The organism is Pseudochelatococcus sp. B33, assembly GCF_053570585.1.
Genome location: NZ_JBSEFH010000015.1, coordinates 105,181 through 131,113 on the forward strand (window position 1 = coordinate 105,181; position 25,933 = coordinate 131,113).

Sequence of the window (25,933 nt, forward strand, 5' to 3'; positions counted from 1 at the left end):
CATGGCACTGCTGAAACGGATCGCCCGCTCGCGGCCCGTGCAGGCGACGCTCGGCGCGTTGCTGGCGGGATACTTGCGCCTCGTGCGCGCCACGAGCCGGGTGGTGACGGAGCCCGCCGATCTCTACGAGAAGGCAGGCCCCGTCATGCCGGTCATCGTGGCGATGTGGCACGGCCAGCACTTCATGGTGCCGTTCGCGCGCCGGCCGCAGGACCCGGCCGCGGCGCTCGTGTCGCGCCACGGCGACGGCGAGTTCAACGCGCTGGCGCTGCAGCGGCTCGGCATCCGGCCCATCCGGGGCTCCGGCGCGCGCGAGCGGGCGCGCATGCACGAGAAGGGCGGTGTCGCCGCACTTCGGGAACTTCTGCGCGCGCTCAAGGGGGGCGAGCTCGTCGTGCTCACTGCCGACGTGCCCAAGGTATCGCGCCGCTGCGGTCCGGGAATCGTGCTGCTCGCCCGGCTCTCGGGGCGGCCGATCGTGCCCGTCGCGGTGGTGTCGAACCGGCGCATCGATTTCGGGAGCTGGGACCGCGCCTCCATCGGCCTGCCGTTCGGGCGCATCGCCATGGTGGTCGGCGAACCGCTGTTCGTGCCCGCCGATGCGGACGAGGCCGCGCTCGAGGCGGTGCGCGCCGCGACGCAACAATCGCTGGACGCGGTGCACGCGCGCGCGTATGCCATGGTGAATTCCATCGATCCGGGAGGGCCGGAATCGCCTGCGCGGGAGTCGCCTGCACACCTGAAACCGTCTGCACACCCGGAGCCGGATCCGGCCGGATCGAAACAGACTGACCGGTGAATCCGTCTCTTGAACCCGTCTCTTGCCGAAGATCGAGAGAACGCATCATCCGGCCGGCTTGCGGTGCGAGAGAGACCGGAACCAGCTCTGGCGGACGCAAGGCAAGCCTTTCAGTCAAGACAGCCCTCCCATCATGAACGATGTTATCCCCTGGCCCCTCACGCTCTACCGCCTCGCTACGACGGCGCTGACGCCGTTCATCGGCGGGCTCCTGGCGTGGCGCGCGCACAAGGGCAAGGAGGACCGGGCCCGCAGCGGCGAGCGGCGCGGCCATCCGGGACGCGAACGCCCCCCCGGCCGCCTGGCCTGGATGCACGGCGCGAGCGTGGGGGAAACCGTCTCCCTGCTGCCGATCGTCGACCGGCTGACGCGCCAGGGCTTCACCGTGCTCGTCACCTCCGGCACCGTGACCTCGGCGCGGCTGCTGGCGGAACGGCTTCCCGCCCGCTCGCTGCATCAGTTCGTGCCGCTCGACGTGCCGGGCTACGTGCGCCGGTTCCTCGATCACTGGCGACCGGATCTCGTTCTCATCGCCGAATCGGAGATCTGGCCCAACGCGTTGATCGAGATCAGGCAGCGCGGTATCCCGGCGCTGCTGCTCAACGCGCGCATGTCGGAGCGCTCGTTCCGCCGCTGGCAGCGCCTGCCGCGGACGGCGGCGGGCGTGCTGCAGTTCTTCGATCTCTGCCTGGCGCAATCCGAGACCGACGGCGAGCGGCTGGAACGGCTCGGCGCGCCGCGCGTCGTCGTCGCCGGCAACATCAAGTATGACGTGCCCGCCCCGCCCGCCAACCCGGCGACGGTGGCGACGCTGTCGGCCATCGTCGGCGAGCGGCCGGTCTGGGTTGCGGCGAGCACGCATCCTGGCGAGGAGGATCTCGTCCTGCGCGCCCATCGCATGCTGGCGCGCGAGCGTCCCGGCCTGCTGACGATCGTCGTGCCGCGCCATCCCGAGCGCGGGCAGGAAGTGGCGGACATCGCTACCGGCTTCGGGCTGACCGCGAGCCTGCGCTCGCGCGGCGACCTGCCCGACCGGGGCGACGACGTGCATATCGGCGACACGATCGGCGAGCTCGGGCTGTTCTACCGGCTCGCGCCGATCGCCTTCATCGGCGGCTCTCTGGTACCGCGCGGCGGCCAGAACCCCATCGAGCCCGCGAAGCTCGGCGCAACCATCATCCACGGGCCGCACGTGCGCAATTTCGCCGACGTCTACGAGGCGCTCGACCGCCAGAACGGCGACGGCGTGTCGGGCGCGTGCCCCGTCGAAGACGCGCGGACGCTGGCAGGCGCCGTGCATGCCCTGCTCGACCATCCCGCCCACGCCAGGGCGATGGCGCGGGCGGCCGCCCAGACGGTGACGGCGATGGGCGGCGCGGTCGAGCGCACCATGCAGGCCATCACCCCCTATATCCTGCACATGCACCTGAACGGACGCTGAGGGGAAGGCCGCCGGAGCTGGAACCGAAACAGGGCATCGGCGATTGTGGATCATCCCGCCCGCCGGGAGAACCGCCGTCACCGCCCCCGCCCGCCGGGACGGACCATCGAGGACTTTATCATGCACGCTCCCGCGTTCTGGTGGCCCATGCCTCCCCTATTGGTGGCGCGTCTGCTGCAACCGTTCGGCGCGGTCTATGGCGCAATCACGGCACAGCGCATGGCGGGCGCGGGATACAGGCCGGCCCGTCCGGTCATCTGCGTCGGCAATTTCACAGCGGGCGGCGCCGGCAAGACCCCGACCGCCATCGCGCTCGCCGAGCGCCTGCGGGACATGGGCCATGCGCCGGCATTCCTCACGCGCGGATACGGCGGCCGGCTGCGCGGACCCGTCCTGCTCGGCAACGGCGAGGAAGCGGACGACGGCTTCACCCACGTCGATGTTGGCGACGAGGCGCTGCTGCTGGCCCGGCGCGCACCGGTCATGGTGGCGCGCGACCGCCGGGCGGGCGTCGAGGCGCTCGTCGACGCGGGCGTGCCGGTGGACGTCGTCATCATGGACGACGGCCTGCAGAACCCGTCTCTCATCAAGACGCTGAGCTTCGCCGTGGTCGACGGCCAGACCGGCATCGGCAACGGGCTGTGCCTCCCCGCCGGCCCGCTGCGCGCGCCGCTGTCGCGCCAGTTGCCGCATGTCGACGCGCTGATCGTCATCGGCGAGGGCGCGGCCGGCGAGACGGTGGCGCACGCCGCCCACGCGCTGGGCAAACCCGTGTTCGCGGCCCGGCTCGCCCCCGACCCCGACGCTGCGCGGCTGGTGCGGGGCGAGCGGGTGCTCGCCTTCGCCGGCATCGGGCGGCCGCAGAAGTTCTTCGACATGCTGGAGGAAATCGGTGCCGAGGTGGTCGTTGCCAAGGCGTTCGGGGACCACGTACCCTTCACGCCCGGTCAGATCGCGGCCATCGAGGACGAGGCCCTGCGCGATGACCTGCTGCCGGTCACCACGGAAAAGGATGCAGTGCGGTTTGCGACGCTCACCGTCGCGCCGCAGCTTCGCGCCTCGCTCGCCGTGGTGCCGGTGCAGATCGAATTCGAGGACGAGGAGGGATTGAGCGCCTTCCTCGCGGCGGCACTCGCCGGGGCCGCTCCGGCCCGGTCGCCCTGAGGACCGGACGCGGGCGTTCCGATCGTGTCAGCGTTTTCTTAAAACGATGACACGATCGGAACGCGCTCTAGGCCCCCGGCGTGTCGTTGCCGGAGGTCCTGTGCGGCAGCTTGCCGAGTTGGGTCAGGCGCTGACGGACGACCTCCGGCGAGGCATAGGCCTCCTGCAGGTCGACGCTCCAGTAGCGGAGGTCGTCCAGCGCGATCGGCTGGCCGGTGACGGCGCAACGCACGAAAGCGCCCGGCCGCACCACGCGAAAATCGCCGTCGAGATACTGGACCGACGCCTCTCCTCCACCGGAAAAACGAAAATCGTGGCGGTTCATGATCCTGCGTGTTCCATGTCGAAATCGATGTCAGCCGGCATTATACGATCATCTGCGCGGCCGGCGTCAATCCTGCTGGCCTTCCTGCCCGCCGAAAAGGCTCGGCTGGGCGCCCGCTTCCGCCCCCGGCTCCGCCTGCCGGCGCCGGCGCGCGCCGCGCCGGGGCGCTCCCGGGCCATCGTCTGCGCCCTCGGCCACGACGCGCACGGCGCCGTCGGTGAACACCACGTCGAGCGCCATGCCTTCCGCCACCGCCGCCCGCACCCGCACCGGATGCCCCGCCTCGTCGAGCACCAGCGCATAGCCGCGCGCCAGCACCCCCTTGTGGCTCAGGCTTTCCACAAGCTTCCACAGGTTGTCCACACGCGTCCGGCGGACCGAAAGCGCTGCCTCATAGGCGTTGGCGAGGCGGATGCCCGCAGTTGTCAGCCGGTCTGCGCGATCGGCGATGCGCAGCCGCACCGGCTGCGGCGACAGCCGCGAGGCGGCGCGCGCCAGCAGCGCGGAGCGCCGTTCGAGCCCGTGGGAAAAGCCCGTCGCGAGGCCGCGCGCGGCGGCACGCCAGCGCGCCCGCGCCCGCTCCAGCAGCACGAGCGGCGACAGGCGGGCGAGCTTCTGCCCGGCGATGGAGAGCCGCGTCCCATGGCGGCGAACGCCGAGGCCCAGCGCATGCTGCAGCCTCCCGCCGGCGAGGTCGAGCCGCTGGCGCGGCAGGGCCAGCAGATTCTCGCCCGACGGCAGCGCCCGCGCCAGCGCCCTGAGCTCGCTCGCGCGCCTGTCCTGCAACCGCGACGTCGCGCCCCGGTGCCGGCGGGCGAGATCGGCGAGCGTCGCCATGAGGTCGAGCCGCACCGGCACCGCCTTCTCGGCCGCGCCCGTGGGAGTGGGCGCGCGCAGGTCGGCGGTGAGGTCGATCAGCGTCCAGTCGGTCTCGTGGCCGATGGCCGAAATCAGCGGAATGGCGCTCGCGGCGGCCGCACGCACGACGATTTCCTCGTTGAACGACCACAGATCCTCCAGCGAGCCGCCACCGCGCGCCACGATCAGCACGTCCGGACGCGGCACCGGGCCGTCGAGGGCGAGGGCGTTGAAGCCGTGAATGGCCGCCGCCACTTCCGCTGCGCTCGTCTCGCCCTGCACGCGCACAGGCCACACCAGCACGCGGCGCGGGAAGCGCTCGCCGAGGCGGTGCAGGATGTCGCGGATCACTGCGCCGGTAGGCGAGGTGACGACGCCGATGACCTTGGGCAGGAACGGCAGCGGGCGCTTGCGCGCCTCGTCGAAGAGGCCCTCGGCGGCGAGTTTTCTGCGCCGCTCCTCCAGGATGGCCATGAGCGCGCCGACACCGGCGGGCTCCAGGCTTTCGATGACGATCTGATAGCGCGAGGAGGCCGGAAAGGTAGTGATGCGCCCGACCGCGATCACCTCCATGCCCTCCTCCGGGCGGATCCTGAGCCGCTGGAACACGCCCCTCCAGATCACGGCGTCGATGCGCGCGCTCTCGTCCTTGAGGCCGAAATAGGCGTGACCGGAGGAATGCGGGCCGCGATAGCCGGTGATCTCGCCGCGCAGGCGCACATGGCCGAAGGCGTCCTCCAGCGTGCGCTTCAGCGCGCCCGACAGCGCGCTGACGGTCCATTCCTGCGCGTTGGAAGCAGGCGTTTCGGCTTCGATCGTTTCAAGGGGCGTGCGACTCATGGGCGTGCGACTCATGGAGGCCACTTTAGGAGAACGCCGCGCCCGCGTCATCCGATATGGCATCGCGCGATATGGCATCGTGACGGACATCGTGTTAAACGCACGCTTCCATCGACGGGAGAAGGCGAAGAGAGGGCCGCATGAACATTCTGCTGCTGGGATCGGGCGGGCGCGAGCATGCGCTGGCATGGGCCATCGCCAAAAGCCCGCGCACCGACAGGCTGTTCATCGCCCCCGGCAATCCCGGCACGGCGCAGGTCGGCGCGAATGTCGCGCTCGACATCGCCGATCACGCGGCGGTCATCGCCTTCTGCCGCGAGAACGCCATCGGCCTCGTCGTCGTCGGCCCGGAGGCGCCGCTGGTTGCGGGCATTGTCGACGATCTGGCCGAGGCCGGCATTCCCGCCTTCGGCCCGCGCAAGGCGGCCGCCCAGCTCGAAGGTTCGAAAAGCTTCACCAAGGCCCTGTGCGACGAATTCGACATCCCCACCGCCGCCTATGCCCGCTTCACCGAGGCCGAGCCGGCGCTGCGCTACGTGCGCGGGCGCGGCGCGCCCATCGTCGTCAAGGCGGACGGGCTTGCCGCCGGCAAGGGCGTCGTCGTGGCGGAAACAGTGGAGCAGGCCGAGGAGGCCGTGCGCCTCGTCTTCTCCGGCCAGTTCGGCGCGGCCGGCGCCGCCGTCGTCATCGAGGATTTCCTCGATGGCGAGGAAGCGAGTTTCTTTGCCCTGAGCGACGGCGAGACCGCGGTTCCGCTCGCCTCGGCCCAGGATCACAAGCGCGCGTTCGACGGCGACAAGGGCCCCAACACCGGCGGCATGGGCGCCTATTCCCCGGCTCCGGTGGTGACGCCCGAAATCGCCCGCCGCGTCGTGGACGAGATCATCAACCCGACGGTGGCGGGCCTGAGGGCACGCGGCAGGCCCTATGTCGGCGTGCTCTACGCCGGGCTAATGATTGGGGCGGAGGGGCCGAAACTCATCGAATACAATGCCCGTTTCGGCGATCCGGAATGCCAGGTGCTGCTGCCGCGCCTTGAAAGCGATCTCGTCGAGCTGCTGCTCGCCAGCGTCGAGGGGCGGCTCAAGGACGTGCGGCCGAGGTGGCGCGACGATGCGGCGCTCACCGTCGTGCTGGCGGCGCAGGGCTACCCCGGCGACGTCAGGAAAGGCAGCGTGATCAGGAACATCGATGCGGCCGAGGCTGTCGAGGGCGTGACCGTCTTCCACGCCGGCACACGGGCGGAAGGCGGCGCCATCCTCGCCAACGGCGGGCGGGTGCTGAACGTCACCGCCCTCGCCCCCACCATCGGCGAGGCGCGCGCGCGCGCCTACGAGGCGGTGGCGCGCATCGACTGGCCGGAGGGCTTTTGCCGCTCCGATATCGGCTGGCGGGCGATTGGGCGCGTGACATGACACACTGCCTGGGTTAAACCGCTGGCGTCCCTTCTTGATATATGGAAACCGTTTCCTGCCATGTCCGTTTCTGCGAATTCCGGGTCTGAGAACCAGAAACCGCAAAAGCTGCTCGCCCGCCAGCCGCGCGGCTTCGCCGACCGTGGACCGGCCGATATCGCCGCCACCGAGCGCATGCTGGCCCATATCCGCGAGACCTATGAGCTTTACGGTTTCGACGCGGTCGAGACCCCGTTCGTGGAATACACCGACGCGCTGGGCAAATTCCTGCCCGATCAGGACCGGCCGAACGAGGGCGTGTTCTCGTTCCAGGACGACGACGAGCAATGGCTGTCGCTGCGCTACGATCTGACGGCCCCCCTCGCCCGCCACGTGGCGGAGAACTACGACACCCTGCCCAAGCCCTACCGCAGCTATCGCGCCGGCTGGGTTTTTCGCAACGAGAAGCCGGGGCCGGGACGCTTCCGCCAGTTCATGCAGTTCGACGCCGACACCGTGGGCGCGGCCTCCGTCTCGGCCGACGCGGAAATCTGCATGATGGCGGCCGATACGCTGGAGCGCGTCGGCATCGCCCGCGGTGCCTATGCCGTGAAGATCAACAACCGCAAGGTGTTAGACGGCGTGCTGGAGGCCATCGGACTTGGCGACGACGTGCACGCCGCTAGGCGCCTGACGGTGCTGCGCGCCATCGACAAGCTCGACCGGCTCGGGCCAGACGGCGTGGCGCTGCTGCTCGGCGAGGGCCGCAAGGACGAGAGCGGCGATTTCACCAAGGGCGCCGGCCTCGATCCGGCCCAGATCGCGCGCGTGCTCGCCTTCACCGCCGCGCGCGGCGCGAGCGCCGGGGAGACGCTCGGTAATCTCGAAAAGGTGGTGGGGGGTTCGGGTCGCGGTCTCGAGGGTGTTGCCGAACTGCGCGAGATCGCGGCGCTGGTGGCTGCTGCGGGCTACGACGACGGGCGCCTCGCCATCGACCCCGCGGTGGTGCGCGGCCTCGAATATTACACCGGCCCGGTCTACGAGGCGGAGCTGACGTTCACCGTTGCGGGCGAGGACGGCCAGCCGGTGCGCTTCGGCTCGATCGGCGGCGGCGGCCGCTACGACGGGCTCGTCGCCCGCTTCCGGGGCGAGCCGGTGCCGGCCACGGGCTTCTCCATCGGCGTATCGCGGTTGCTCGCGGCGCTCAAGATCGTCGGCAGCCCCATCGTGCAGGGGGCGGCGCCGCCCGGACCGGTCGTGGTGCTGGTGCTCGACCGCGACGAGATCGCCCATTACCAGCGCCTCGTGACGCGGCTGCGCGAGGCGGGAATCCGGGCCGAACTCTATCTCGGCTCCTCCGGCCTCAAGGCGCAGATGAAATACGCCGACCGGCGCCAGAGCCCGGCCGTCGTCATCCAGGGTTCGAACGAGCGGGCCGAGGGCACCGTGCAGATCAAGGATCTCGTCGCGGGCGCCGAGCAGGCGGCGCACGCGGGGCAGGACCTCGACAACGCTGCCTACAAGGCGCAGCGTCTGGCGCAGTTTTCGGTGAGCGAATCCGAGCTGGTGGAGGCCGTGCGCGGCGTATTGGCGCGCCAGGGCGGCTGACGGTCGAGAGGGCAACATGACACAGGCATCGAAAAAAGCCACCGACCGGGCGGGCGCGCTGCTGTCGCTCTTCGCGCGCGAAGGCTATCGGCGCATCGAGCCCTCGGTGCTGCAGCCGGTCGATGTGTTCCTCGACCTCTCGGGCGAGGACATCCGCCGCCATATGTTTTTGACGCAGGATTCCGACGGCAACGAGCTTTGCCTGCGGCCGGACTACACCATCCCGGTGAGCCGCGACTACCTCGCCTCGCGCGGGCCGGAGGCCACAGCCTCGCTGAGCTATCTCGGCCCGGTGTTCCGCCAGCGTGCCGGCCGGGCGGGGGAATTCCCCCAGGCGGGCATCGAATCCTTCGGCCGCACCGACCGCGAGGCGGCGGACGCGGAGGTCGTGGCGCTGGGCTTCGAGGCGCTGACCGGCCTCGGCGTCACCGAGCCTTCCGTGCGCCTCGGCGACGTCGGCCTGCTGCGCGCCGTGCTCGACGCGCTCGGCGTGTCGGCCGCGCAGCGCCGGCGCGTGCTGCGGGCGGTGGCGGAGGGACGGCCGCTCGACTGGGCCAACGGCGAGCGCGCGGGCCGGAACGGCGCGGCTTCCGACCACGCGGGCCTGCTCGCGGCCATCGAGGGGCAGGACCCGACCGCCGCGCGCGCCTTCGTCGAGGACGTGCTGTCGATCGCCGGCATCAGCAGCGTCGGCGGACGGTCGGCCGGCGAGATCGCCGAACGCTTCCTCGCCCGCGCCGCCGACCGCAACGGCGGCGACCTCACCGACAGGCAGCGCGAGATGCTCGCGCGCTACCTCGCCATCGAGGCCGATCCCGACATGGCGGCGGCCGCGATTCGCGATCTGGCGCGCGAGGCGCGGATCGACCTCGATGCGGCGCTCGAATCGTTCGAGGCGCGCACCGGCTTCCTCGCCGCCCGCGGCCTCGATGTCGGCGCAATCGTTTTCGCTGCGGGCTTCGCCCGCAACCTCGACTACTACACGGGCTTCATCGTCGAGATCCACGACAGCCGGCAGCCGGACACGCGGCCCATTCTCGGCGGTGGGCGCTACGACAGCCTGCTGACGCACCTCGGCGCGCCCGAGCCCGTGCCGGCCGTGGGCTTCGCCATCTGGATCGACCGGCTCGACGCCGACAACGCCACGGGAGGCCAGTAGATGAGCGCGCCCCTGATCATCGCCGTTCCCTCCAAGGGCCGCCTGCAGGAAAACGCCTTCGCCTTCTTCGCCCGCGCCGGGCTTGAGCTGGTGCGCCCCGGCGGCGCACGCGACTATCGCGGCGCGATCAAGGGCCTCGCGGATGTGGAAGTGGCGTTTCTCTCCGCCTCCGACATCGTCGGGCAACTGGCGACGGGGGCGGCGCATCTCGGCATCACCGGCGAGGACCTGCTGCGCGAGCAGCTCGCGGACGCCGACGCGGTGGTGGAATTCGTCGCGCCGCTCGGCTTCGGCTTCGCCGACGTGGTGGTGGCCGCGCCGCAGGCCTGGATCGACGTGCGCACCATGGCCGACCTCGACGACGTCGCCGCCGATATCCGCCAGCGCCACGCACGCCGCCTCAGGGTGGCGACGAAATACGTCAACCTGACGCGCCGCTTCTTCGCCGACCACGGCGTCAGCGACTACCGCATCGTGGAGAGCCTCGGCGCGACCGAGGGCGCGCCCGCCGCGGGCACGGCCGAGATCATCGTCGACATCACCACGACCGGCGCGACGCTGGCGGCGAACGCGCTCAAGGTCATCGACGACGGCGTGATCCTGCGCTCGCAGGCCAATCTGGTCGCCTCCGTTTCCGCCACCTGGTCCGGCGCGGCGCGGCGGGCGGCGCGCACCATCCTCACCCGCATCGCGGCCGAGGAGGAGGCGCGCACCATCCGCGAGCTCACCGCCGTGCTGCCGGCCGACGCGCAACTGCCGGACGACCTCGCCGGGCGCTTCGGCGCGAGCCTGCCCTTCGGCCTGCCCGACGCGCGCGGCACGGTCGTGCTGCACTGCCCGGTGGGACAGGTTTTCGCGCTGGCGGACCTGCTGGCGCGGACCGGAGCCGATCCCGTGACCGTGCGTTCCGTGGACTGGGTGCTGCGCCGCACCAATCCGCTGATCGAACGCCTGCTGGCGCGCATCGGCGCCGAGGCGGCGGGCTGATGCGGGCTTTGACGGGTTCTGCCCGCCACGACTTCACGATCGCCTCATTTGCACGATCGCCTCACTTGTATCATTGCCTCACTTGCGCCGCGCGGATATGGTTTGCGGCGTTCTGTTCCCGTCATGACGGTCAGCGCCGTCGAGCTTTCGAGTCCAAACGTCCATGAAGCATGCCCCTTTCACGTCCGCCTCGCCCAAATTCCGCAGGGCCGCGATGCTCGTCACGGTCGGCACGGCTCTCCTCACCGCCTCCGTCGCCCCGGCGCAGAACAACAACGATCCCGGCATGATGCGCGGCAACGAGCCAGGCAGAAGGCAGGCCGTGCCCCAGCAGCAGGAAAAGCAGTTTCCGGTCGGCACGTCGTGGGCGGCCCTCGAGCTCAACGGCAAGGCCTATCCGGGCGACCGGAGCCGGCCCTATTTCACCCTCGACAGCCAGTATCAGCTGCGCGGCTTCGGCGGATGCAACACCTTTTCCGCCACGGCCTATCCGCTGCGCTCCCAGGGCTTCGCCGTGAGCCCCTTCGCCATGACGCGCAAAAGCTGCGGCGCCGCGATCGACGCGGCCGAGCGTGCCTTCATGCTGGCGCTGCGCATGAGCCAGAAATGGGACATCGTCAAGGGCCAGCTCGTGCTCCAGGGCTCCGCCGGCACCATCCGCGCCGACCGCTCGCTCTGACGCCGTTCCGCGCCGTTCCGCGATCACAAAAAGTCCGTTTCTCTTCCCTTGACAGGATGCCGGGGTGAAACTACCTTCGCCTCATCCGTTAGCACTCTCCTCGGTCGAGTGCTAACAGGCTGCAACATCCACCATACCGCGCGCCTTGCGCGCATGCTTTGAAGAGGAAGCGGATCCATGACATTCCGTCCGTTGCATGACCGTGTGGTCGTCCGTCGCGTCGAGAGCGAGGAGAAGACCAAGGGTGGCATCATCATCCCCGACACCGCCAAGGAGAAGCCGCAGGAAGGCGTCATCGTCGCCGCCGGGCTTGGCGCCCGCGACGAGGACGGCGAGCGCATCCCGCTCGACGTCAAGGAAGGCGACCGCGTGCTGTTCGGCAAGTGGTCCGGCACCGAGGTGAAGATCGACGGCGAAGACCTCCTCATCATGAAGGAATCGGACATCCTCGGCATCATCGGCTGAGCGGTCGCGACCGGTTTTTTCTTCCATCAGATTCAGTTAGCAGGAGATCAAGAGTTATGGCTCCCAAGGACGTGAAATTTTCCGCCGACGCGCGCGAGCGCCTCCTTCGCGGCGTCGACACCCTCGCCAACGCCGTCAAGGTGACGCTCGGCCCCAAGGGCCGCAATGTCGTCATCGAGAAGTCGTTCGGCGCGCCCCGCATCACCAAGGACGGCGTCACCGTCGCCAAGGAGATCGAGCTCGAGGACAAGTTCGAGAACCTCGGCGCGCAGCTCGTGCGTGAAGTCGCGTCGAAGACCAACGACCAGGCCGGTGACGGCACCACGACCGCGACCGTTCTCGCCCAGGCCATCGTGCGCGAGGGCTCCAAGGCGGTTGCCGCCGGCCTCAACCCGCAGGACCTGAAGCGCGGCATCGACCTCGCCGTCGACGCGGCCGTCAAGGACATCAAGGCCCGCGCCAAGAAGCTCGCCAACTCGCAGGAAGTCGCGCAGGTCGGCACCATTTCGGCCAACAGCGAGGCCGAGATCGGCAAGCTGATCGCCGAGGCCGTCGAGCGCGTCGGCAACGAGGGCGTGATCACGGTCGAGGAGGCCAAGAGCTTCGAGACCGAGCTCGACGTGGTCGAGGGTCTGCAGTTCGACCGCGGGTATCTCTCGCCCTACTTCATCACCAACGCCGAGAAGCTGATCGTCGACTTCGAGGACCCCTTCATCCTCATCCACGAGAAGAAGCTGTCGTCGCTGCAGCCGCTGCTGCCCGTGCTCGAGGCCATCGTGCAGACCGGCAAGCCGCTGCTCATCATCGCCGAGGACGTCGAGGGCGAGGCGCTCGCGACGCTCGTCGTCAACAAGCTGCGCGGCGGCCTGAAGGTCGCGGCCGTCAAGGCGCCGGGCTTCGGCGACCGTCGCAAGGCCATCCTCGAGGACATCGCCATCGTCACCGGCGGCCAGACGATCTCCGAGGACCTCGGCATCAAGCTCGAGAACGTGACGCTCGCCCAGCTCGGCCGCGCCAAGCGCGTGCGCATCGAGAAGGAAGCCACCACGATCATCGACGGCAGCGGCGCCAAGGAAGACATCGACGGCCGCGTCGCCCAGATCAAGGCCCAGATCGAGGAGACCACCTCCGACTACGACCGCGAGAAGCTGCAGGAGCGTCTCGCCAAGCTTGCCGGCGGCGTGGCGGTCATCCGCGTCGGCGGCGGCTCGGAAGTCGAGGTGAAGGAGCGCAAGGACCGCGTCGACGACGCGCTGAACGCCACCCGCGCCGCGATCGAGGAAGGCATTGTCCCCGGCGGCGGCGTCGCCCTGCTGCGCGCCAAGGCCGCGGTGGAGCAGCTCGCCACCGAGAACCCCGACATCAAGGCCGGCATCGAGATCGTGCTGAAGGCGCTTGAGTCGCCGGTCCGCCAGATCGCCGCCAATGCCGGCGTCGAGGGCGCGATCGTGGTCGGCAAGATCCTCGACAGCGACTCCCAGACCTACGGCTTCGACGCCCAGACGGAAGAGTTCGTGGACCTGATCGAGGCCGGTATCGTCGACCCCGCCAAGGTCGTGCGCACCGCCCTGCAGGATGCGGCCTCCGTCGCCGGCCTCATCGTCACCACCGAGGCGCTGGTCGCCGAACTGCCCAAGGAAAAGCCCGCCCTTCCGGCCGGCGCTCCCGGCGGCTTCGGCGGCGACTTCTGATCGCCCGCCAACGCCCGCACGATGCGCTGCGGGCCATCCGGACAATCGCGCCGGCCCCGAAAGGGGCCGGCTTTTTGTCTTGCCAATCTCCTCTGTTCGGGCTGCCATGCATTGCACGCATGCCGCGCCGCCTCAGTCGGTTATTTCCGCTTCTTATGCTGGAATTTATATGATTTCACTTGCCTGATGGCTTTTCCGCTTACATGATATAGGCGTCATGTGCCGTCTCCTCGCCTACTCTGGCGACCCGACCTTTATGGATGCTCTCGTCTGCGCGCCGAAGAACTCTCTGGTGCGGCAATCCCTGCATGCCTGCGAGGGCAAGACCGCGACGAACGGCGACGGCTTCGGGCTCGCCTGGTACGGCGATCGCGACGAGCCGGGGCTGTTCCGGGACCTGCGTCCCGCGTGGTCGGACGAGAACCTGCAATCGCTGTGCGCGCAGGTACGCTCGCCGCTGTTCCTGGCGCATGTGCGCGCGGCGACGCACACGGCGACGACCCGCGCCAACTGCCACCCGTTCGCCTGCGGACGCTACGCCTTCATGCACAACGGGCAGGTCGGCTCCTATCACCGCGTGCGGCGCCGGCTCGAGGCGCTGCTGCCCGACGAGCTGTTCGATCAGCGCGCCGGCACGACCGATTCCGAACTGCTGTTCCTGCTCGTTCTGGCGCAGATGGAAGCCGGCAAGAGTCCGGGCGCGGCCGTGGGGACGGTCATGGCGCGGACGAAGGAGCTCATGCTCGCCGCGCAGATCGCCGAGGCGCTGCGGTTCGTCGCCATCCTGACCGACGGCCAGACCATCTGGGCCTTCCGCACGTCCTGCGACGGACACACGCCGCGCCTCTACATGCGCGAGCGGCCGGGGGCGACCATCATCGCTTCCGAGCCGCTCGACAACCTGCGCGATGCGTGGACCCTGGTGCCGGACAATTCGGTCACCACGATCCGCCGCGGTCTCGGCGCGACGAGCGAATCGCTCGTCATCGGCGGCGGCTCCTGGCCGCTTGCCGCGTGATCGCGGTTCCGGTCACGCACGCACCATGTCCTTCTCCCGAGCCTAGACGATGTCGCGCTTCCGGTCTGTCGCACGCGCGGGGGCTGCCGTCGGCGCGGCATCCGTGGCATCGCGCCTCCTGGGGTTCGCGCGCGATGTGCTGATCGCGGGGGTGCTCGGCGCGGGCGTGGTCGCCGATGCCTTTCTCGTCGCCTTCCGTATTCCCAACGTCATCCGGCGGGTGCTCGGCGAAGGCGGGCTGAACGCCGGGTTCGTGCCGCTCTACGGCGAGGTCGCGGCGCGCGAGGGCAAGGAAGCCGCGCGTCGGTTCGCGGGGCGCACCATCGTCAACGCCGCCCTGTTCTTCGCGGCGCTCGCGGGCCTCGCGGAGCTCGCGGCGGGGGCGCTCGTGCTCGCGGTCGCCACCGGCTTCGGCGACGATGCGAACAGGTTCGCGCTTGCGGTGTGCTACACTCGGCTGGCGCTGCCGTTCATCGCCTTCACCGGCCTCGCCTCGCTGCTGGCGGCGCTGCTCAACGCGGAACGCCGCTTCATGGCCGCGGCCGTGGCGCCGGCGCTGGTCAACGGCGTGCTGATCGCAGCCCTCCTGCTGCTGCCCGGCGGCGGGACGGCCGACGACCCGGCGACCGGCGCCTGGCTTGCCGTGGCGATCAGCCTCTCCGGCCTGCTGCATCTTGCCATCGTCGCATGGGCGGCGGCGCGCATGCCCGATTGCCCACCGCTGCCCCCGCCGCGGCTCGACGCCGACGCCCGGCGGCTGGTCGCTTTCGCGATCCCGGCCCTCGTGGCGAGCAGCATGACGCAGATCATCCTGCTCGCGGCCATGGCGCTCGCTTCCGGCCAGCCATCGGCGGTATCGTGGCTCTACTACGCCGACAGGGTGTTCCAGCTGCCGCTGTCGTTCATCGGCGTCGCGGCGGGGGTGGTGCTGCTGCCGGAATTCGTGGCGGGGCGGCAGGGGACGCCGGCGCTGTCCGCCGCGCTGACCGACTACCTCACCGGCGCGCTGGCGCTGGCGTTGCCCGCGGCAGCGGGGCTCATCGCGCTCGGCGCCTCGATCGTATCGGTGCTGTTCGAGCGCGGCGCCTTCACCGCAACGGACGGCAGGGCCACCGCCGCGCTGCTCATGGCACTGGCGATCGGCCTGCCGGCGGCCGGCGCCAGCAAGGTGCTGAGCCAGCCCTTCTTCGCCCGCAGGGAAGTCCGGCCGCCGCTCGCGGCGGGACTGGCCGGCGTCCTCGTCACGCTCGGCTGCGGGCTTCTGCTGTCGGGCCTGTGGGGCGATGCGGTGACATGGCGCTCGCCTTTCACGGGCGCGCCGGTGCCGTTCGGCACCATCGGGCTCGCGGCGAGCCTGGGGCTTTGGGCGCAGGCACTGGTGCTCGTCGTGCTCGGGCGGGCGCAGATCGCCTGGAGCGGACAGGCGGGTTCGCGGCTCGCGCGGCTCTCCGCGGCCGCCCTCCTGATGGGCCTGATCGTCGCCGCCGCCGACGGCCTCGCGGCCTCGTGGCTCGACCCCCGCCACCCCGTGCTGCTGCGCGGGGCTGTCCTGGCGGCGCTTATCATCGGCGGCGTGCTCGTCTACCTCGAGGCGCTGCGGACATTGGGCGCGCTCAACGCGTTGCCGCTGAAACGCCGGCGATGAGCGAACGGATGCCGGTTGCGGATTTCGGTTGCGGATTTTCCTTGCGAAACCGCGCGCGCCTGCGATAACCCGCCCGGTGAGCGAAAGCAGCCTCGCCGCCGACGACAGACGACAACATCGAATGAAAGGGATAGGACGCCACCATGTCCGTCTTGAAGCAACGCGTGTTTTCCGGCGTGCAGCCCACCGGCAACCTGCATCTGGGCAATTATCTCGGCGCGATCTCGCGCTTCGTCGCCTTTCAGGAGCAGTATGACTGCATCTATTGCGTCGTCGATCTGCACGCCATCACCGTGCCGCAGGATCCGCAGGCGCTGACGCGCCAGATCCGCGAGGTCACGGCCGCCTTCATCGCCTCCGGCGTCGACCCGGTGAAGCACATCGTCTTCAATCAGAGCCAGGTGTCGGCGCACGCGGAACTCGCCTGGATATGCAATTGCATCGCCCGCATCGGCTGGATGAACCGCATGACGCAGTTCAAGGAGAAGGCCGGCAAGGACCGCGAGAACGTCTCGCTCGGCCTCTACGCCTATCCCGCGCTGATGGCCGCCGACATCCTCGCCTACCGCGCCGACGTGGTGCCCGTGGGCGAGGACCAGAAGCAGCACGTGGAACTGACGCGCGACATCGCGCAGAAGTTCAACAACGACTATGCCGAATCAATCGCCCGCAACGGGTTCGGCGAGACGTTCTTCCCGCTGCCGGAGCCGCTCATCCAGGGCACGTCGACGCGCGTCATGAGCCTGCGCGACGGCACCAAGAAGATGTCGAAATCCGACCCTTCCGACTACTCCCGCATCAACCTCACCGACGATGCCGACACCATCGCCCAGAAGATCCGCAAGGCGAAGACCGACCCCGAGCCGCTGCCCGAGACGGTCGAGGAGCTCGCCGGCCGGCCCGAGGCGGAGAACCTCGTTGGCATTTTCGCAACGCTCGCGGGCAGGACGCGCGAGGCGGTGCTCGACGAATTCGCCGGCGGCCAGTTCTCCACCTTCAAGGGCGCGCTGGTCGATGTCGCCGTCGAGAAGCTGGGGCCGATCGGCGCCGAGATGCAGCGCCTCGTCGCCGACCCGGCCTATATCGACAGCGTGCTGATCGACGGCGCCAACCGCGCCCGCGTGCTGGCGGACGAAACCGTCAATGCGGTGAAGGACATTCTCGGCTTCGTGCGCGATCGCAGCTGACGCCTGCCCCGGCGCCGCCCGCCCATTGATTGGACGGGCGAAAAGCGCCACATTGGAAAAGATCCGCCGGGTGTCTCCCGGCGGAGGTGAGTCACCGCCGCCCTTGAACCGGTCTGGTGAGGAGGAAAACATGTTCATTCAAACCGAAACGACGCCCAATCCGGCGACGCTCAAGTTCCTGCCGGGCCGGGACGTATCGCCCGACGCGCCCATCGAGATCCGCTCCCCGGCGGAAGCCGAACATTCGCCGCTGGCCCTGCAGCTCTTCGATATCGAGGGAGTGTCGAACGTCTTCTTCGGCTCCGATTTCATCGCCGTGACCAAGACGGGCGGCGAGTGGCCGCACCTCAAGCCCGCGATTCTGGGCGCGATCATGGAGCATTTCCTCTCCGGCGCGCCGCTCGTCACCGACGGACACGGGCCGGCGGGCTACGATGACGGCGCGGAATTCTTCGACGACGAGGATCTGGAGACGGTCGAAACCATCAAGGAACTGCTGGAGACGCGCGTGCGCCCGGCGGTCGCCGGTGACGGCGGCGACATCACCTTCCGCGGCTATCGCGACGGCGTCGTCTATCTCGCCATGAAGGGCGCATGCTCGGGCTGCCCGTCGTCGACCGCCACCCTGCGCCACGGCATCGAGAACCTGCTGCGCCACTTCCTGCCGGAGATCGAGGAGGTTCAGGCGGTCTGACACTCCGGCGCACCGGCCTGCGGATTGCAAAATTGCAAGCGTGGCTTGCACGGCAATGCCGTCCGCCATGCGTGGCATCCTGCTGCGGCGCAGCATATGATCTTCGTCGATCATTGTTCCACACAGTCAACGGAGGTCATCCATGACGACCGACAGAGTGAACCACCAGCCGCTCGATCCGGCGGCGCTCGACCAGCTGTTCCGCACCGCCCGCACGCATAACGCGTGGAAGGACATCCCGGTGTCGGACAATCTGCTGCGCCAGGTCGCGGAACTCTCCAAGTTCGGACCGACCAGCGCCAATGCGTCGCCGGCGCGATTCGTCTTCGTGCGGTCTCCCGAGGCCAAGGCCAAGCTCGGGCCGCTGCTGAGCGAGGGCAACCGCGCCAAGTCGCTCGCGGCGCCGGCCACCGTCATCGTCGGCTATGACACCGAGTTCTACGAAAAACTGCCGAAGCTGTTCCCCCATGCCGACGCCAGGTCGTGGTTCACGAGCAGCGCTGCGCTGGCCGAGGAGACCGCCTTCCGCAACGCGACGCTGCAGGGTGCCTACTTCATTCTCGCGGCGCGCGCGCTCGGCCTCGACACCGGGCCGATGTCGGGCTTCGACAAGGCCGGCGTCGATGCCGCCTTCTTCCCCGACGGCAAGGTGAAGTCGAACTTCCTCATCAATGTCGGCTACGGCGACCCGTCCGTTCTCTTCGACCGCCTGCCGCGCCTCGATTTCGACGAATACGCCAGCATCGTCTGATGCGCATTTAGCCATCGAATGGAATCATTCGATGGCTAAATGCCAACCTCGATCGCCCATGTACATCATGCACACGTTGTGGCGCGGCCGGTCGGGCCGTGCCATCCCCGGCAGATTCGGCGGTCGTGCCGATCCGAGGGTGACATCCCCGCCGCTTCGTATCATACATGAAACGCCGATTGGGCGGCGACGATGCATGATGCGGGTGTTCGGGGGACGGATTTGCGCGTACTGGCCATCGATACGGCGCTTGGCGCCTGCGCCGCCTGCGTGCTCGATACGCGGGCGGAACCTCCTCAGCCCGGCATCGACACGCCCCCGGACGACGCACCGGCTTCCGATCCCCTCGCCGCCGGCATCCTCGCCCATGAAAGCCTGCTGCTCGACCGCGGACATGCCGAGGCGCTGCTGCCGCTGATCGAGCGCGTCGTGGCGCAATCGGCGGGCGGTTCGGCGCGGGAAGGCCTTGCGGCGCTCGACCGCGTCGCCGTCACCGTCGGCCCCGGCAGCTTCACCGGCCTCAGGGTGGGCATCGCGGCGGCGCGCGGCATCGGCCTCGCCGTCGGCGTGCCGGTCGTCGGCGTATCGACGCTCGCCGCCCTTCTCGCCCCTCTTGTGGTGACGCCCGACGCCCGCCAGCCGGTGCTGGCGGCGGCCATCGACGCGCGCCACGGCGCGATCTATTTTCAGGCGACGGCTCCGGGCGGCCGGGTCATCGTGCCCGCCCGCCATCTCTCGATCCGCGAAGCGGCGCGGCTGCTCGGCACCAGCGCGGTGACCCTGACGGGACCGGCCGCCCCCCTCCTGGTGGACGAGATCCGGGCCATCGGCCTCGACGTGGAGATGGCCGACGTCGCGCCCGCGCCCGACATCCGCTGGGTGGCGCGCCTCGGCTTCGCCGCGGACCCCGCCATGGCCCTGCCGAAGCCGCTCTACCTGCGCGGCGCCGACGCCAAGCCGCAGGACAAGGCGCATCTGCCGCGCCAGTGATTCTCCCTCGAACAAGGCCATTTCCGGTATCAATCGCATGATGTTCCGAGATCTGTTCCCTCCCCGCCGCCCCGCCTTCCACATCGCCACCCTCACCGGCGACCACGCGGCCGGCGCTTCCGCCATTCACGCGGCGAGTTTCGCCAGACCCTGGGACACGCTCGAACTGGAGCGCATGATCGCCGCCGACACGATCTATTCCGACGGTGTCTTCCTCGGCACGGACACGGCGCTGCTCGGCTTCGCGCTGTCGCGTCTGGTCGCGGACGAGGCGGAAATCCTGACGCTCGCCATCGACCTCGGCACACGCGGCCAGGGCGCAGGGTGGACGCTGCTGTCGGCGCATCTCGACAGGCTGTCGCGGGCCGGCACGCGCGCGGTGTTTCTCGAGGTCGACGAGGGCAACGAGCCGGCGCTGGCGCTCTACCGCCGGGCGGGCTTCGCCGAGATCGGCCGCCGCCCGGGCTATTATCCCAAGCCCGACGGCACCAAGGCCACCGCGATAGCAATGCGGGCAACCCTGGGCTAAAGCAGAGGGCCAGAAACCAGAAATCTGAATCGGTCCCGCCGCGCTATCTGTTTGTCTGCGCATAACGGTACCCGTTTCGAGGCTTGATGCTTTAAGATGCGCTTTCCTGTAGAGTTTCGGCATGTCGCGTTCAACACTATCGCCTTCGTCACGGACACAGCGGAAAGGTGCGATGCCCGCAAACCGGAAACCAGCCGCCGCTGACGCAACCGCCAGGGAAGCGGCCAGAGGGGAAGCGCCCGGCCGGCGGACGCGGTCGCGGACAATCGTCAAGAATGAAAGCGCGATCCGGGAAAAGAACGCGATCGAGCGCCTGTGCGGCACGCACGGCCTGCGCATGACCGGCCAGCGGCGCATCATCGCCCGCATCATCGCCGAGGCGCAGGATCATCCCGACGTGGTGGAGCTGCACCGGCGCGCGACGCGCGACGATCCCAACATCTCGCTTTCCACCGTCTATCGCACGGTCAAGCTGTTCGAGGATCAGGGAATCATCGAGCGCCATCAGTTCGGAGACGGCCGCGCCCGCTACGAGAGCGCGCCGAACGAGCACCACGACCACCTGATCGACATGACCACGGGAGCGGTGATCGAATTCCAGTCCGACGAGATCGAGGCGCTGCAGGCCGAAATCGCCCGCAAGCTCGGCTACCGGCTGGTGCATCACCGGCTGGAGCTCTATGCCCTGCCGCTCGACGACAAGTCGAAATGAGCGACGAATGAACCGCGCACCATGAGCAGGCTTCGCTTCTACAGCCGCATCGCGGTGCTCTTGCCGGTGACGATCATCGGCATCCCGCTGCAATGGCTCGTGCTGCGGCTGAACCTGCCCGGCCGGCGGACCATTCCGATGCTCTACCACCGCATCGTCTGCGCCACGCTCGGCATCCGGCGCATCGTGCGCGGTGCGCCGCCTAGGGGCAAGGCTGCGCTCATCCTGTCGAACCACGTCTCGTGGCTCGATATCTGCGTGCTGTCGTCGCTGATGCCGCTGTCCTTCATCGCGAAAGCCGAAGTCGGCACCTGGCCGGTCGTGAGCCTTCTGGCGCGGCTGCAGCGCACCGTGTTCATCGATCGCACCCGCCGCACGGACACCGCCCGCACCAACGGCGCGGTGGCCGAGCGCCTGCAGGCGGGCGACGCCATCGTGCTGTTCGCGGAAGGCACCACCGGCGACGGCACCCGCGTGCTCCCCTTCCGCTCGGCGCTCGTCGGCGCGGCGCGCGAGGCGCTGGCGAGCGAGGGCGCGCGCGACGTGGTGCTGCAGCCGCTCGCCATCACCTACGTGCGCCGCGACGGGCTGCCGGTGCTGCGCGGCGACGCGCCCGACATCGCCTGGCACGGCGACATGGAACTCGCGCCGCATCTCAAGGGGGTTCTCGCCGGCGGCTCCATCGACGTCCAGATCACCTGGGGCGATCCCATCCCCTTCAACGCCGACACCGACCGCAAGGAAGCCACGCGCCGGGCCGAGGAGCAGGTGCGCGCCAACGTGCGCGAGGCGCTGGCGTGGGGGCGGAAGATCTGAAGCCCGCACGGCGCTTGAGCGAAGCCCACACGCTCCCCGTCGAAGACCGGGAGCGTTGTATGGGTCCTACATGAAGCTCTGCGGGTCGACATCGACCGCCACGCGTACTTTTGCAGGATGTTTCGGCGCGCGCGCCAGCCAGTCGCGCAGGTAGGCCTGCAGATCGACCGAGCGGCCGGCGCGCACCAGCAGCCGGAAACGGTAGCGACCGCGGATGAGCGCCAGCGGCGCCTCGGCGGGGCCAAGGACGACGACGTTCGCGGGAGCCTGCGCCACTCGCGCCAGCGCGCGGGCGTGGTTTTCCGCCTCAGCCCGGTCGGGGCACGATACGATCAGCGCCGCGAGCTTGCCGAAGGGCGGCAGCCCCGCCTCCTCGCGCACGGCGATTTCTGCCGCATAGAAACGCGGCGCATCGCCCGAGACGATGGCGCGCAGCACCGGATGCCCGGGCTGCATGGTCTGGATCAGCGCCCGGCCGGGCTTGTCGCCACGCCCCGCGCGCCCTGTCACCTGCTGCATGAGCTGGAACGTGCGCTCGGCCGCGCGCGGATCGCCATTGGCGAGCCCGATATCGGCGTCGATGACGCCGACCAGCGTCAGGCCGGGAAAATTGTGCCCCTTGGCCACGAGCTGCGTGCCGATGACGATGTCGAATTCCCCATCGGCAATCGACTGCAACTCCGCCCGGATGCGCTCCGCGCCGCCGGGAAAGTCGCTGGACAGCACGATGGTGCGCTTGTCCGAAAACACCTCCGCGACCTCCTCGGCGAGCCGCTCGACGCCGGGCCCGCAGGCGGCGAGCGTGTCGGTGGCGTGGCAGGCGGGACAGATCTCCGGCCGGCGCTCGACATGGCCGCAGTGATGGCACACCAGCGCCCGCCGGAAGCGGTGATCGACGAGCCAGGCCGAGCAATTGGGGCACTGGAAACGGTGGCCGCAATGGCGGCAGAGCGTCAGCGGCGCATAGCCGCGCCGGTTGAGGAACAGCAGCGCCTGCTCGCCGGCGGCGAGCGTCTCGTTCATGGCCCCGACGAGCGGCGGCGAGATCCAGCGTCCGCGCTCGAGCGGATGGCGGCGCAGGTCGATGGCCTTGATGACCGGCAGCGGCCGGCCGCCGAACCGCTCGGGCAGGACGAGGTGGCGATAGCGGCCCTTGCGCGCGTTCACCTTGCTCTCGATGGAGGGCGTGGCGGACGCGAGCACCACCGCGGCCTCCTCGAAGCGCCCGCGCACCACGGCCATGTCGCGCGCGTGGTAGGTGACGCCGTCGTCCTGCTTGTAGGCGGCCTCGTGCTCCTCATCGACGACGATGAGCGCCAGATCGCGGAACGGCATGAAGAGCGCCGAGCGCGCGCCCGCCACCACGCGCACGCTGCCGTCCGCCGTGCCCGCGTGGATGCGCGCGCGCTTCCTGCCCGTGATGCCCGAGTGCCATTCCGCCGGCCTCACCCCGAAACGCGCCTCGAAACGGGCCAGGAACTGGGCCGTCAGCGCGATTTCCGGCATCAGGATCAGCGCCTGCCGCCCGGCCCGCAGGGCCTCGGCCACGGCCTCGAAATAGACTTCCGTCTTGCCCGATCCGGTGACGCCTTCCACGAGCGTTACGGAAAAGCGCGCCTCGCGCACCCGGGCGGCGAGCGCTTCGGCAGCCTCGCTCTGCCCATCGGAGAGGTCGGCGCGGAAAAAATCCGGATCGGGCGGCAGGGCCACCGGCAGTGGCGGCAGGGCCACCGCCTCCAGCGTGCCCTCGTCGAGGAGGCCGTCGACCACCGTCGTCGACACGCCGGCCTCGTGCACGAGATCGCGCTTCGCGAGCGTGTGGCCGTCGGCGAGCGCCGCGAGCACCCGCCGGCGCGCCGGCGTCATGCGTTCCGGCGCAGCCCCCGCCAGACGCACGCCGATGCGCGGCGGCTCCAGCAGGCGGGAATTGTCCGGCCCGCCGCCCTCGGGCACGCGCAGCGCGAGCTTCATGGCGAGCCCGCGCGGCGCCAGCGTGTACCAGGCGATCCAGTCCAGAAAGTCGCGCAAGCGCTTGCTGAACGGCGGCACGTCGATGCGCCCGATCACCGGCCGCAGATTGCCGCCCGCGCCGCCCGCCTCACGCATCGTCCAGACGACGCCCGTCGTCTCGCGCTTCGCCAGCGGCACCAGCACCACGTCGCCCTCCGCGAGCGTCATGCCTTCGGGCACGGCATAGGAATACGCCTTGTCGAGCGCCACCGGCAGCAGCACATCCGCGACGCGGGCCGGCGTATCGCTCGTCTCGGACAGGGGCAGGGTCGCGGGCTGGTTCATGATCTTCGACATACGCGATTTGCGCCGTCCGGGCAAAGCCCGCGAGCGGGCGGCGGCCGCCCGGGCCTGAGGGATTTACCGGCGGTTAGGCGGCACGCGCCTATGATCGCGCCATGAACGACGCGAGCCCGATTCCGCCTGTCAGCCCCGCCATCAGCCCCGACCTGCGCGACGCTTTCGCGGAGTGGCTGTCGCATCTCGCAAGCGAGCGCAGGCTGTCGCCGAAGACGGTCGTCGCCTATGAGCGCGACGCGCGCCAGTTCCTCGCCTTTCTCGCCGCCTACCACGGCGGGACGCCGTCGCTGGCGAGCCTCGTGGCGCTGAGGCCCGCCGACCTGCGCGCCTTCCTGTCGGAACGGCGGCGCAGCGAGGTCGGCAGCCGCAGCCTCATGCGCCAGCTCGCGGGGCTGCGCTCCTTTGCCCGCTATCTGGAACGCACCGAGCGCGGCGAGGCGGCCGCCTTCACCGCCGTGCGCGGACCGCGCGTCAACCGCACCCTGCCCAAGCCGATGAGCGCCGAGGCGGCGCGCGCCGTCACCGATGCCGATCTGCGCGCCGGCGAGGACAAGCCGCAATGGGTGCTGGCGCGCGACGCCGCCGTGTTCGCCCTGCTCTACGGCTGCGGCCTGCGCATCAGCGAGGCGCTGTCGATCGCGCGCCAGGATGCCCCCGTCGACGGGCGCGACAGCGTCACGGTGATCGGCAAGGGCAACAAGATGCGCTCCGTGCCCGTGCTGGCCGAAGTCAGCGCCGCGGTCGCCGATTATCTGGCGTGTTGCCCCTTCAGGCTCGCGCCGGACGAGCCGATGTTCCGGGGCGAGAAAGGCGGGCCGCTGTCGCCGCGCGTCGTCCAGCTCGCCATGCAGTCGCTGCGCGGCGCTCTCGGCCTGCCGGCGAGCGCCACGCCGCACGCGCTGCGCCACTCCTTCGCCACCCACCTGCTGTCACGCGGCGGCGATCTGCGCGCCATCCAGGAACTGCTCGGCCACGCCTCGCTCTCGACGACGCAGGGCTATACCAAGGTCGACGCGGCGCGGCTGATGGCGGCCTATGACGCCGCGCATCCCCGCGCGGGAAAAAGTTAGCTCCCGAACGACGAAATGCCGCCGTGCGCGGCCGACCATTCCGCCGGCTTGTTCAAAAAGCCCTCGACCTCGGTCAGCACGCCGGCGTCGAAATGGCCGCTGTCCTTGGCCGCGGCCAGCACGTCCCACCAGGTGGTGAGGTAGTGCAGCTTGACGTTGAGCTTCTCCATGACCTCGCGGCTGTGGGGGAAGATATCGTAGAAGAACAGCACGAAGCAATGATCGACCTGCGCGCCCGCCGTGCGCAGCGCCTCGGCGAAATTGACCTTGCTGCGGCCGTCCGTCGCCAGATCCTCGACGAGCAGCGTGCGCGCGCCGACATTCACCTCGCCCTCGATCTGGGCGTTGCGCCCGAACCCCTTGGGCTTCTTGCGGATATACTGCATCGGCAGCTCGAACCGGTCCGCGATCCAGGCGGCGAAGGGAATGCCGGCCGTCTCGCCGCCGGCGATGATATCGATCGACTCGTAGCCGATCTCGCGCACGATGGTGGAAGCGGCGAAGTCGATCAGCGACGAGCGCAGGCGCGGGTAGGAAATGATCTTGCGGCAGTCGATATAGACCGGGCTCGCCCAGCCGGAGGTGAAGATATAGGGCGTCTCGGCGTTGAAGTGCACCGCCTTGATCTCGAGCAGCATCCGGGCGGCCTGGCGCGCGATGAGCTCGCGATCGACGGGAGGCGGCAAGGTGGTCATGTTGGGCTCCTGCGGGAATACGATACCGAACGGCGGATTGCCGCGCTTTCAATCACGTCAGGGGCGGTTCGGCAAGGGTAATCAGCTTGAGTAATCGGCCGGCAAT

The 25,933-nt window shown here is 69.6% G+C and carries 24 protein-coding genes; 20 read left to right on the plus strand and 4 right to left on the minus strand.

Annotation, left to right across the window (positions count from 1 at the left end; all coding sequences use genetic code 11):
- The first annotated feature begins 1 nt into the window (after position 1).
- The 3 genes from ACUSIJ_RS17550 (at position 2) to lpxK (ending at position 3,404) form a co-directional block, all read left to right on the plus strand.
- Positions 2-799, plus strand: coding sequence for a lysophospholipid acyltransferase family protein (locus tag ACUSIJ_RS17550; protein ID WP_449309707.1), 798 nt, complete (start codon positions 2-4; stop codon positions 797-799).
- Between the two features lie 133 nt (positions 800-932).
- Entirely contained in the window at positions 933-2,240 is a 1,308-nt protein-coding gene (locus ACUSIJ_RS17555; protein ID WP_449309708.1) for a 3-deoxy-D-manno-octulosonic acid transferase, read from the plus strand.
- A 120-nt stretch (positions 2,241-2,360) separates the two neighbouring features.
- On the plus strand, positions 2,361-3,404 hold the full coding sequence (gene lpxK, locus ACUSIJ_RS17560; protein ID WP_449309709.1) for a tetraacyldisaccharide 4'-kinase: 1,044 nt from the start codon (positions 2,361-2,363) through the stop codon (positions 3,402-3,404).
- Positions 3,405-3,471: 67 nt separating this feature from the next.
- Here the strand turns inward: lpxK and ACUSIJ_RS17565 are convergent, their stop codons facing one another.
- Together ACUSIJ_RS17565 and xseA are read right to left on the minus strand one after the other, a co-directional pair.
- Positions 3,472-3,729 (minus strand): DUF2093 domain-containing protein, encoded by a 258-nt coding sequence (locus ACUSIJ_RS17565; protein WP_449309710.1) that lies wholly within the window; start codon positions 3,727-3,729, stop codon positions 3,472-3,474.
- Between the two features lie 66 nt (positions 3,730-3,795).
- A complete protein-coding gene (gene xseA / locus ACUSIJ_RS17570; RefSeq protein ID WP_449309711.1) occupies positions 3,796-5,427 on the minus strand; it encodes an exodeoxyribonuclease VII large subunit in 1,632 nt (543 codons plus the stop codon).
- A gap of 140 nt (positions 5,428-5,567) precedes the next feature.
- On the opposite strand from xseA, the gene purD reads away from it, so the two are divergent.
- The 16 genes from purD (at position 5,568) to ACUSIJ_RS17650 (ending at position 21,752) form a co-directional block, all read left to right on the plus strand.
- Entirely contained in the window at positions 5,568-6,842 is a 1,275-nt protein-coding gene (purD, locus tag ACUSIJ_RS17575; protein ID WP_449309712.1) for a phosphoribosylamine--glycine ligase, read from the plus strand.
- A 60-nt stretch (positions 6,843-6,902) separates the two neighbouring features.
- Positions 6,903-8,429 carry a histidine--tRNA ligase gene (hisS, locus tag ACUSIJ_RS17580; RefSeq protein WP_449309713.1) on the plus strand — a complete coding sequence of 509 codons (1,527 nt, stop codon included), beginning with the start codon at positions 6,903-6,905 and terminating at the stop codon, positions 8,427-8,429.
- Positions 8,430-8,445: 16 nt separating this feature from the next.
- A complete protein-coding gene (locus ACUSIJ_RS17585) occupies positions 8,446-9,588 on the plus strand; it encodes an ATP phosphoribosyltransferase regulatory subunit (RefSeq protein ID WP_449309714.1) in 1,143 nt (380 codons plus the stop codon).
- The gene (gene hisG, locus ACUSIJ_RS17590) at positions 9,589-10,575 is read left to right on the plus strand and encodes an ATP phosphoribosyltransferase (protein ID WP_449309715.1); all 987 of its coding nucleotides are present in this window, start codon (positions 9,589-9,591) and stop codon (positions 10,573-10,575) included.
- 163 nt (positions 10,576-10,738) lie between these two features.
- Positions 10,739-11,254: an META domain-containing protein gene (locus tag ACUSIJ_RS17595; protein WP_449309716.1), complete on the plus strand. Its 516-nt coding sequence runs from the start codon at positions 10,739-10,741 to the stop codon at positions 11,252-11,254.
- 177 nt (positions 11,255-11,431) lie between these two features.
- A complete protein-coding gene (groES, locus tag ACUSIJ_RS17600) occupies positions 11,432-11,719 on the plus strand; it encodes a co-chaperone GroES (protein WP_449309717.1) in 288 nt (95 codons plus the stop codon).
- 56 nt (positions 11,720-11,775) lie between these two features.
- A complete protein-coding gene (gene groL / locus ACUSIJ_RS17605) occupies positions 11,776-13,410 on the plus strand; it encodes a chaperonin GroEL (protein ID WP_449309718.1) in 1,635 nt (544 codons plus the stop codon).
- 217 nt (positions 13,411-13,627) lie between these two features.
- Positions 13,628-14,428, plus strand: a complete 801-nt coding sequence (locus ACUSIJ_RS17610; protein WP_449309719.1) for a class II glutamine amidotransferase — start codon at positions 13,628-13,630, stop codon at positions 14,426-14,428.
- A gap of 49 nt (positions 14,429-14,477) precedes the next feature.
- Positions 14,478-16,073, plus strand: coding sequence for a murein biosynthesis integral membrane protein MurJ (gene murJ, locus ACUSIJ_RS17615; protein ID WP_449309720.1), 1,596 nt, complete (start codon positions 14,478-14,480; stop codon positions 16,071-16,073).
- A 143-nt stretch (positions 16,074-16,216) separates the two neighbouring features.
- Positions 16,217-17,260 carry a tryptophan--tRNA ligase gene (gene trpS / locus ACUSIJ_RS17620; RefSeq protein ID WP_449309721.1) on the plus strand — a complete coding sequence of 348 codons (1,044 nt, stop codon included), beginning with the start codon at positions 16,217-16,219 and terminating at the stop codon, positions 17,258-17,260.
- Between the two features lie 130 nt (positions 17,261-17,390).
- Positions 17,391-17,954 carry a NifU family protein gene (locus tag ACUSIJ_RS17625; protein WP_449309722.1) on the plus strand — a complete coding sequence of 188 codons (564 nt, stop codon included), beginning with the start codon at positions 17,391-17,393 and terminating at the stop codon, positions 17,952-17,954.
- 142 nt (positions 17,955-18,096) lie between these two features.
- Positions 18,097-18,705 carry a malonic semialdehyde reductase gene (locus tag ACUSIJ_RS17630; protein WP_449309723.1) on the plus strand — a complete coding sequence of 203 codons (609 nt, stop codon included), beginning with the start codon at positions 18,097-18,099 and terminating at the stop codon, positions 18,703-18,705.
- A 222-nt stretch (positions 18,706-18,927) separates the two neighbouring features.
- Positions 18,928-19,695 carry a tRNA (adenosine(37)-N6)-threonylcarbamoyltransferase complex dimerization subunit type 1 TsaB gene (tsaB, locus tag ACUSIJ_RS17635; RefSeq protein WP_449309724.1) on the plus strand — a complete coding sequence of 256 codons (768 nt, stop codon included), beginning with the start codon at positions 18,928-18,930 and terminating at the stop codon, positions 19,693-19,695.
- 37 nt (positions 19,696-19,732) lie between these two features.
- The gene (locus ACUSIJ_RS17640; protein WP_449309725.1) at positions 19,733-20,224 is read left to right on the plus strand and encodes a GNAT family N-acetyltransferase; all 492 of its coding nucleotides are present in this window, start codon (positions 19,733-19,735) and stop codon (positions 20,222-20,224) included.
- 337 nt (positions 20,225-20,561) lie between these two features.
- The gene (locus ACUSIJ_RS17645; protein ID WP_449309771.1) at positions 20,562-20,936 is read left to right on the plus strand and encodes a Fur family transcriptional regulator; all 375 of its coding nucleotides are present in this window, start codon (positions 20,562-20,564) and stop codon (positions 20,934-20,936) included.
- 21 nt (positions 20,937-20,957) lie between these two features.
- Entirely contained in the window at positions 20,958-21,752 is a 795-nt protein-coding gene (locus ACUSIJ_RS17650; RefSeq protein WP_449309726.1) for a lysophospholipid acyltransferase family protein, read from the plus strand.
- A 66-nt stretch (positions 21,753-21,818) separates the two neighbouring features.
- Here the strand turns inward: ACUSIJ_RS17650 and ACUSIJ_RS17655 are convergent, their stop codons facing one another.
- A complete protein-coding gene (locus ACUSIJ_RS17655) occupies positions 21,819-24,047 on the minus strand; it encodes a primosomal protein N' (protein ID WP_449309772.1) in 2,229 nt (742 codons plus the stop codon).
- A gap of 113 nt (positions 24,048-24,160) precedes the next feature.
- On the opposite strand from ACUSIJ_RS17655, the gene ACUSIJ_RS17660 reads away from it, so the two are divergent.
- Positions 24,161-25,132: a tyrosine recombinase XerC gene (locus ACUSIJ_RS17660; protein ID WP_449309727.1), complete on the plus strand. Its 972-nt coding sequence runs from the start codon at positions 24,161-24,163 to the stop codon at positions 25,130-25,132.
- Here ACUSIJ_RS17660 and ACUSIJ_RS17665 read toward each other — a convergent pair.
- Complete coding sequence (locus ACUSIJ_RS17665) at positions 25,129-25,827, minus strand: orotate phosphoribosyltransferase (protein ID WP_449309728.1); 699 nt, start codon at positions 25,825-25,827, stop codon at positions 25,129-25,131. The two genes, ACUSIJ_RS17660 and ACUSIJ_RS17665, sit on opposite strands and share 4 nt — an antisense overlap.
- Positions 25,828-25,933: the final 106 nt, after the last annotated feature.

Bases quoted from the DNA above. Each gene is read 5' to 3' on its own strand.
- ACUSIJ_RS17550 (WP_449309707.1), top strand. From the start codon at position 2: ATGGCACTGCTGAAACGGATCGCCCGCTCGCGGCCCGTGCAGGCGACG.
- ACUSIJ_RS17555 (WP_449309708.1), top strand. From the start codon at position 933: ATGAACGATGTTATCCCCTGGCCCCTCACGCTCTACCGCCTCGCTACG.
- lpxK (WP_449309709.1), top strand. From the start codon at position 2,361: ATGCACGCTCCCGCGTTCTGGTGGCCCATGCCTCCCCTATTGGTGGCG.
- ACUSIJ_RS17565 (WP_449309710.1), bottom strand. From the start codon at position 3,729: ATGAACCGCCACGATTTTCGTTTTTCCGGTGGAGGAGAGGCGTCGGTC.
- xseA (WP_449309711.1), bottom strand. From the start codon at position 5,427: ATGAGTCGCACGCCCCTTGAAACGATCGAAGCCGAAACGCCTGCTTCC.
- purD (WP_449309712.1), top strand. From the start codon at position 5,568: ATGAACATTCTGCTGCTGGGATCGGGCGGGCGCGAGCATGCGCTGGCA.
- hisS (WP_449309713.1), top strand. From the start codon at position 6,903: ATGTCCGTTTCTGCGAATTCCGGGTCTGAGAACCAGAAACCGCAAAAG.
- ACUSIJ_RS17585 (WP_449309714.1), top strand. From the start codon at position 8,446: ATGACACAGGCATCGAAAAAAGCCACCGACCGGGCGGGCGCGCTGCTG.
- hisG (WP_449309715.1), top strand. From the start codon at position 9,589: ATGAGCGCGCCCCTGATCATCGCCGTTCCCTCCAAGGGCCGCCTGCAG.
- ACUSIJ_RS17595 (WP_449309716.1), top strand. From the start codon at position 10,739: ATGAAGCATGCCCCTTTCACGTCCGCCTCGCCCAAATTCCGCAGGGCC.
- groES (WP_449309717.1), top strand. From the start codon at position 11,432: ATGACATTCCGTCCGTTGCATGACCGTGTGGTCGTCCGTCGCGTCGAG.
- groL (WP_449309718.1), top strand. From the start codon at position 11,776: ATGGCTCCCAAGGACGTGAAATTTTCCGCCGACGCGCGCGAGCGCCTC.
- ACUSIJ_RS17610 (WP_449309719.1), top strand. From the start codon at position 13,628: ATGTGCCGTCTCCTCGCCTACTCTGGCGACCCGACCTTTATGGATGCT.
- murJ (WP_449309720.1), top strand. From the start codon at position 14,478: ATGTCGCGCTTCCGGTCTGTCGCACGCGCGGGGGCTGCCGTCGGCGCG.
- trpS (WP_449309721.1), top strand. From the start codon at position 16,217: ATGTCCGTCTTGAAGCAACGCGTGTTTTCCGGCGTGCAGCCCACCGGC.
- ACUSIJ_RS17625 (WP_449309722.1), top strand. From the start codon at position 17,391: ATGTTCATTCAAACCGAAACGACGCCCAATCCGGCGACGCTCAAGTTC.
- ACUSIJ_RS17630 (WP_449309723.1), top strand. From the start codon at position 18,097: ATGACGACCGACAGAGTGAACCACCAGCCGCTCGATCCGGCGGCGCTC.
- ACUSIJ_RS17640 (WP_449309725.1), top strand. From the start codon at position 19,733: ATGATGTTCCGAGATCTGTTCCCTCCCCGCCGCCCCGCCTTCCACATC.
- ACUSIJ_RS17645 (WP_449309771.1), top strand. From the start codon at position 20,562: ATGACCGGCCAGCGGCGCATCATCGCCCGCATCATCGCCGAGGCGCAG.
- ACUSIJ_RS17650 (WP_449309726.1), top strand. From the start codon at position 20,958: ATGAGCAGGCTTCGCTTCTACAGCCGCATCGCGGTGCTCTTGCCGGTG.
- ACUSIJ_RS17655 (WP_449309772.1), bottom strand. From the start codon at position 24,047: ATGAACCAGCCCGCGACCCTGCCCCTGTCCGAGACGAGCGATACGCCG.
- ACUSIJ_RS17660 (WP_449309727.1), top strand. From the start codon at position 24,161: ATGAACGACGCGAGCCCGATTCCGCCTGTCAGCCCCGCCATCAGCCCC.
- ACUSIJ_RS17665 (WP_449309728.1), bottom strand. From the start codon at position 25,827: ATGACCACCTTGCCGCCTCCCGTCGATCGCGAGCTCATCGCGCGCCAG.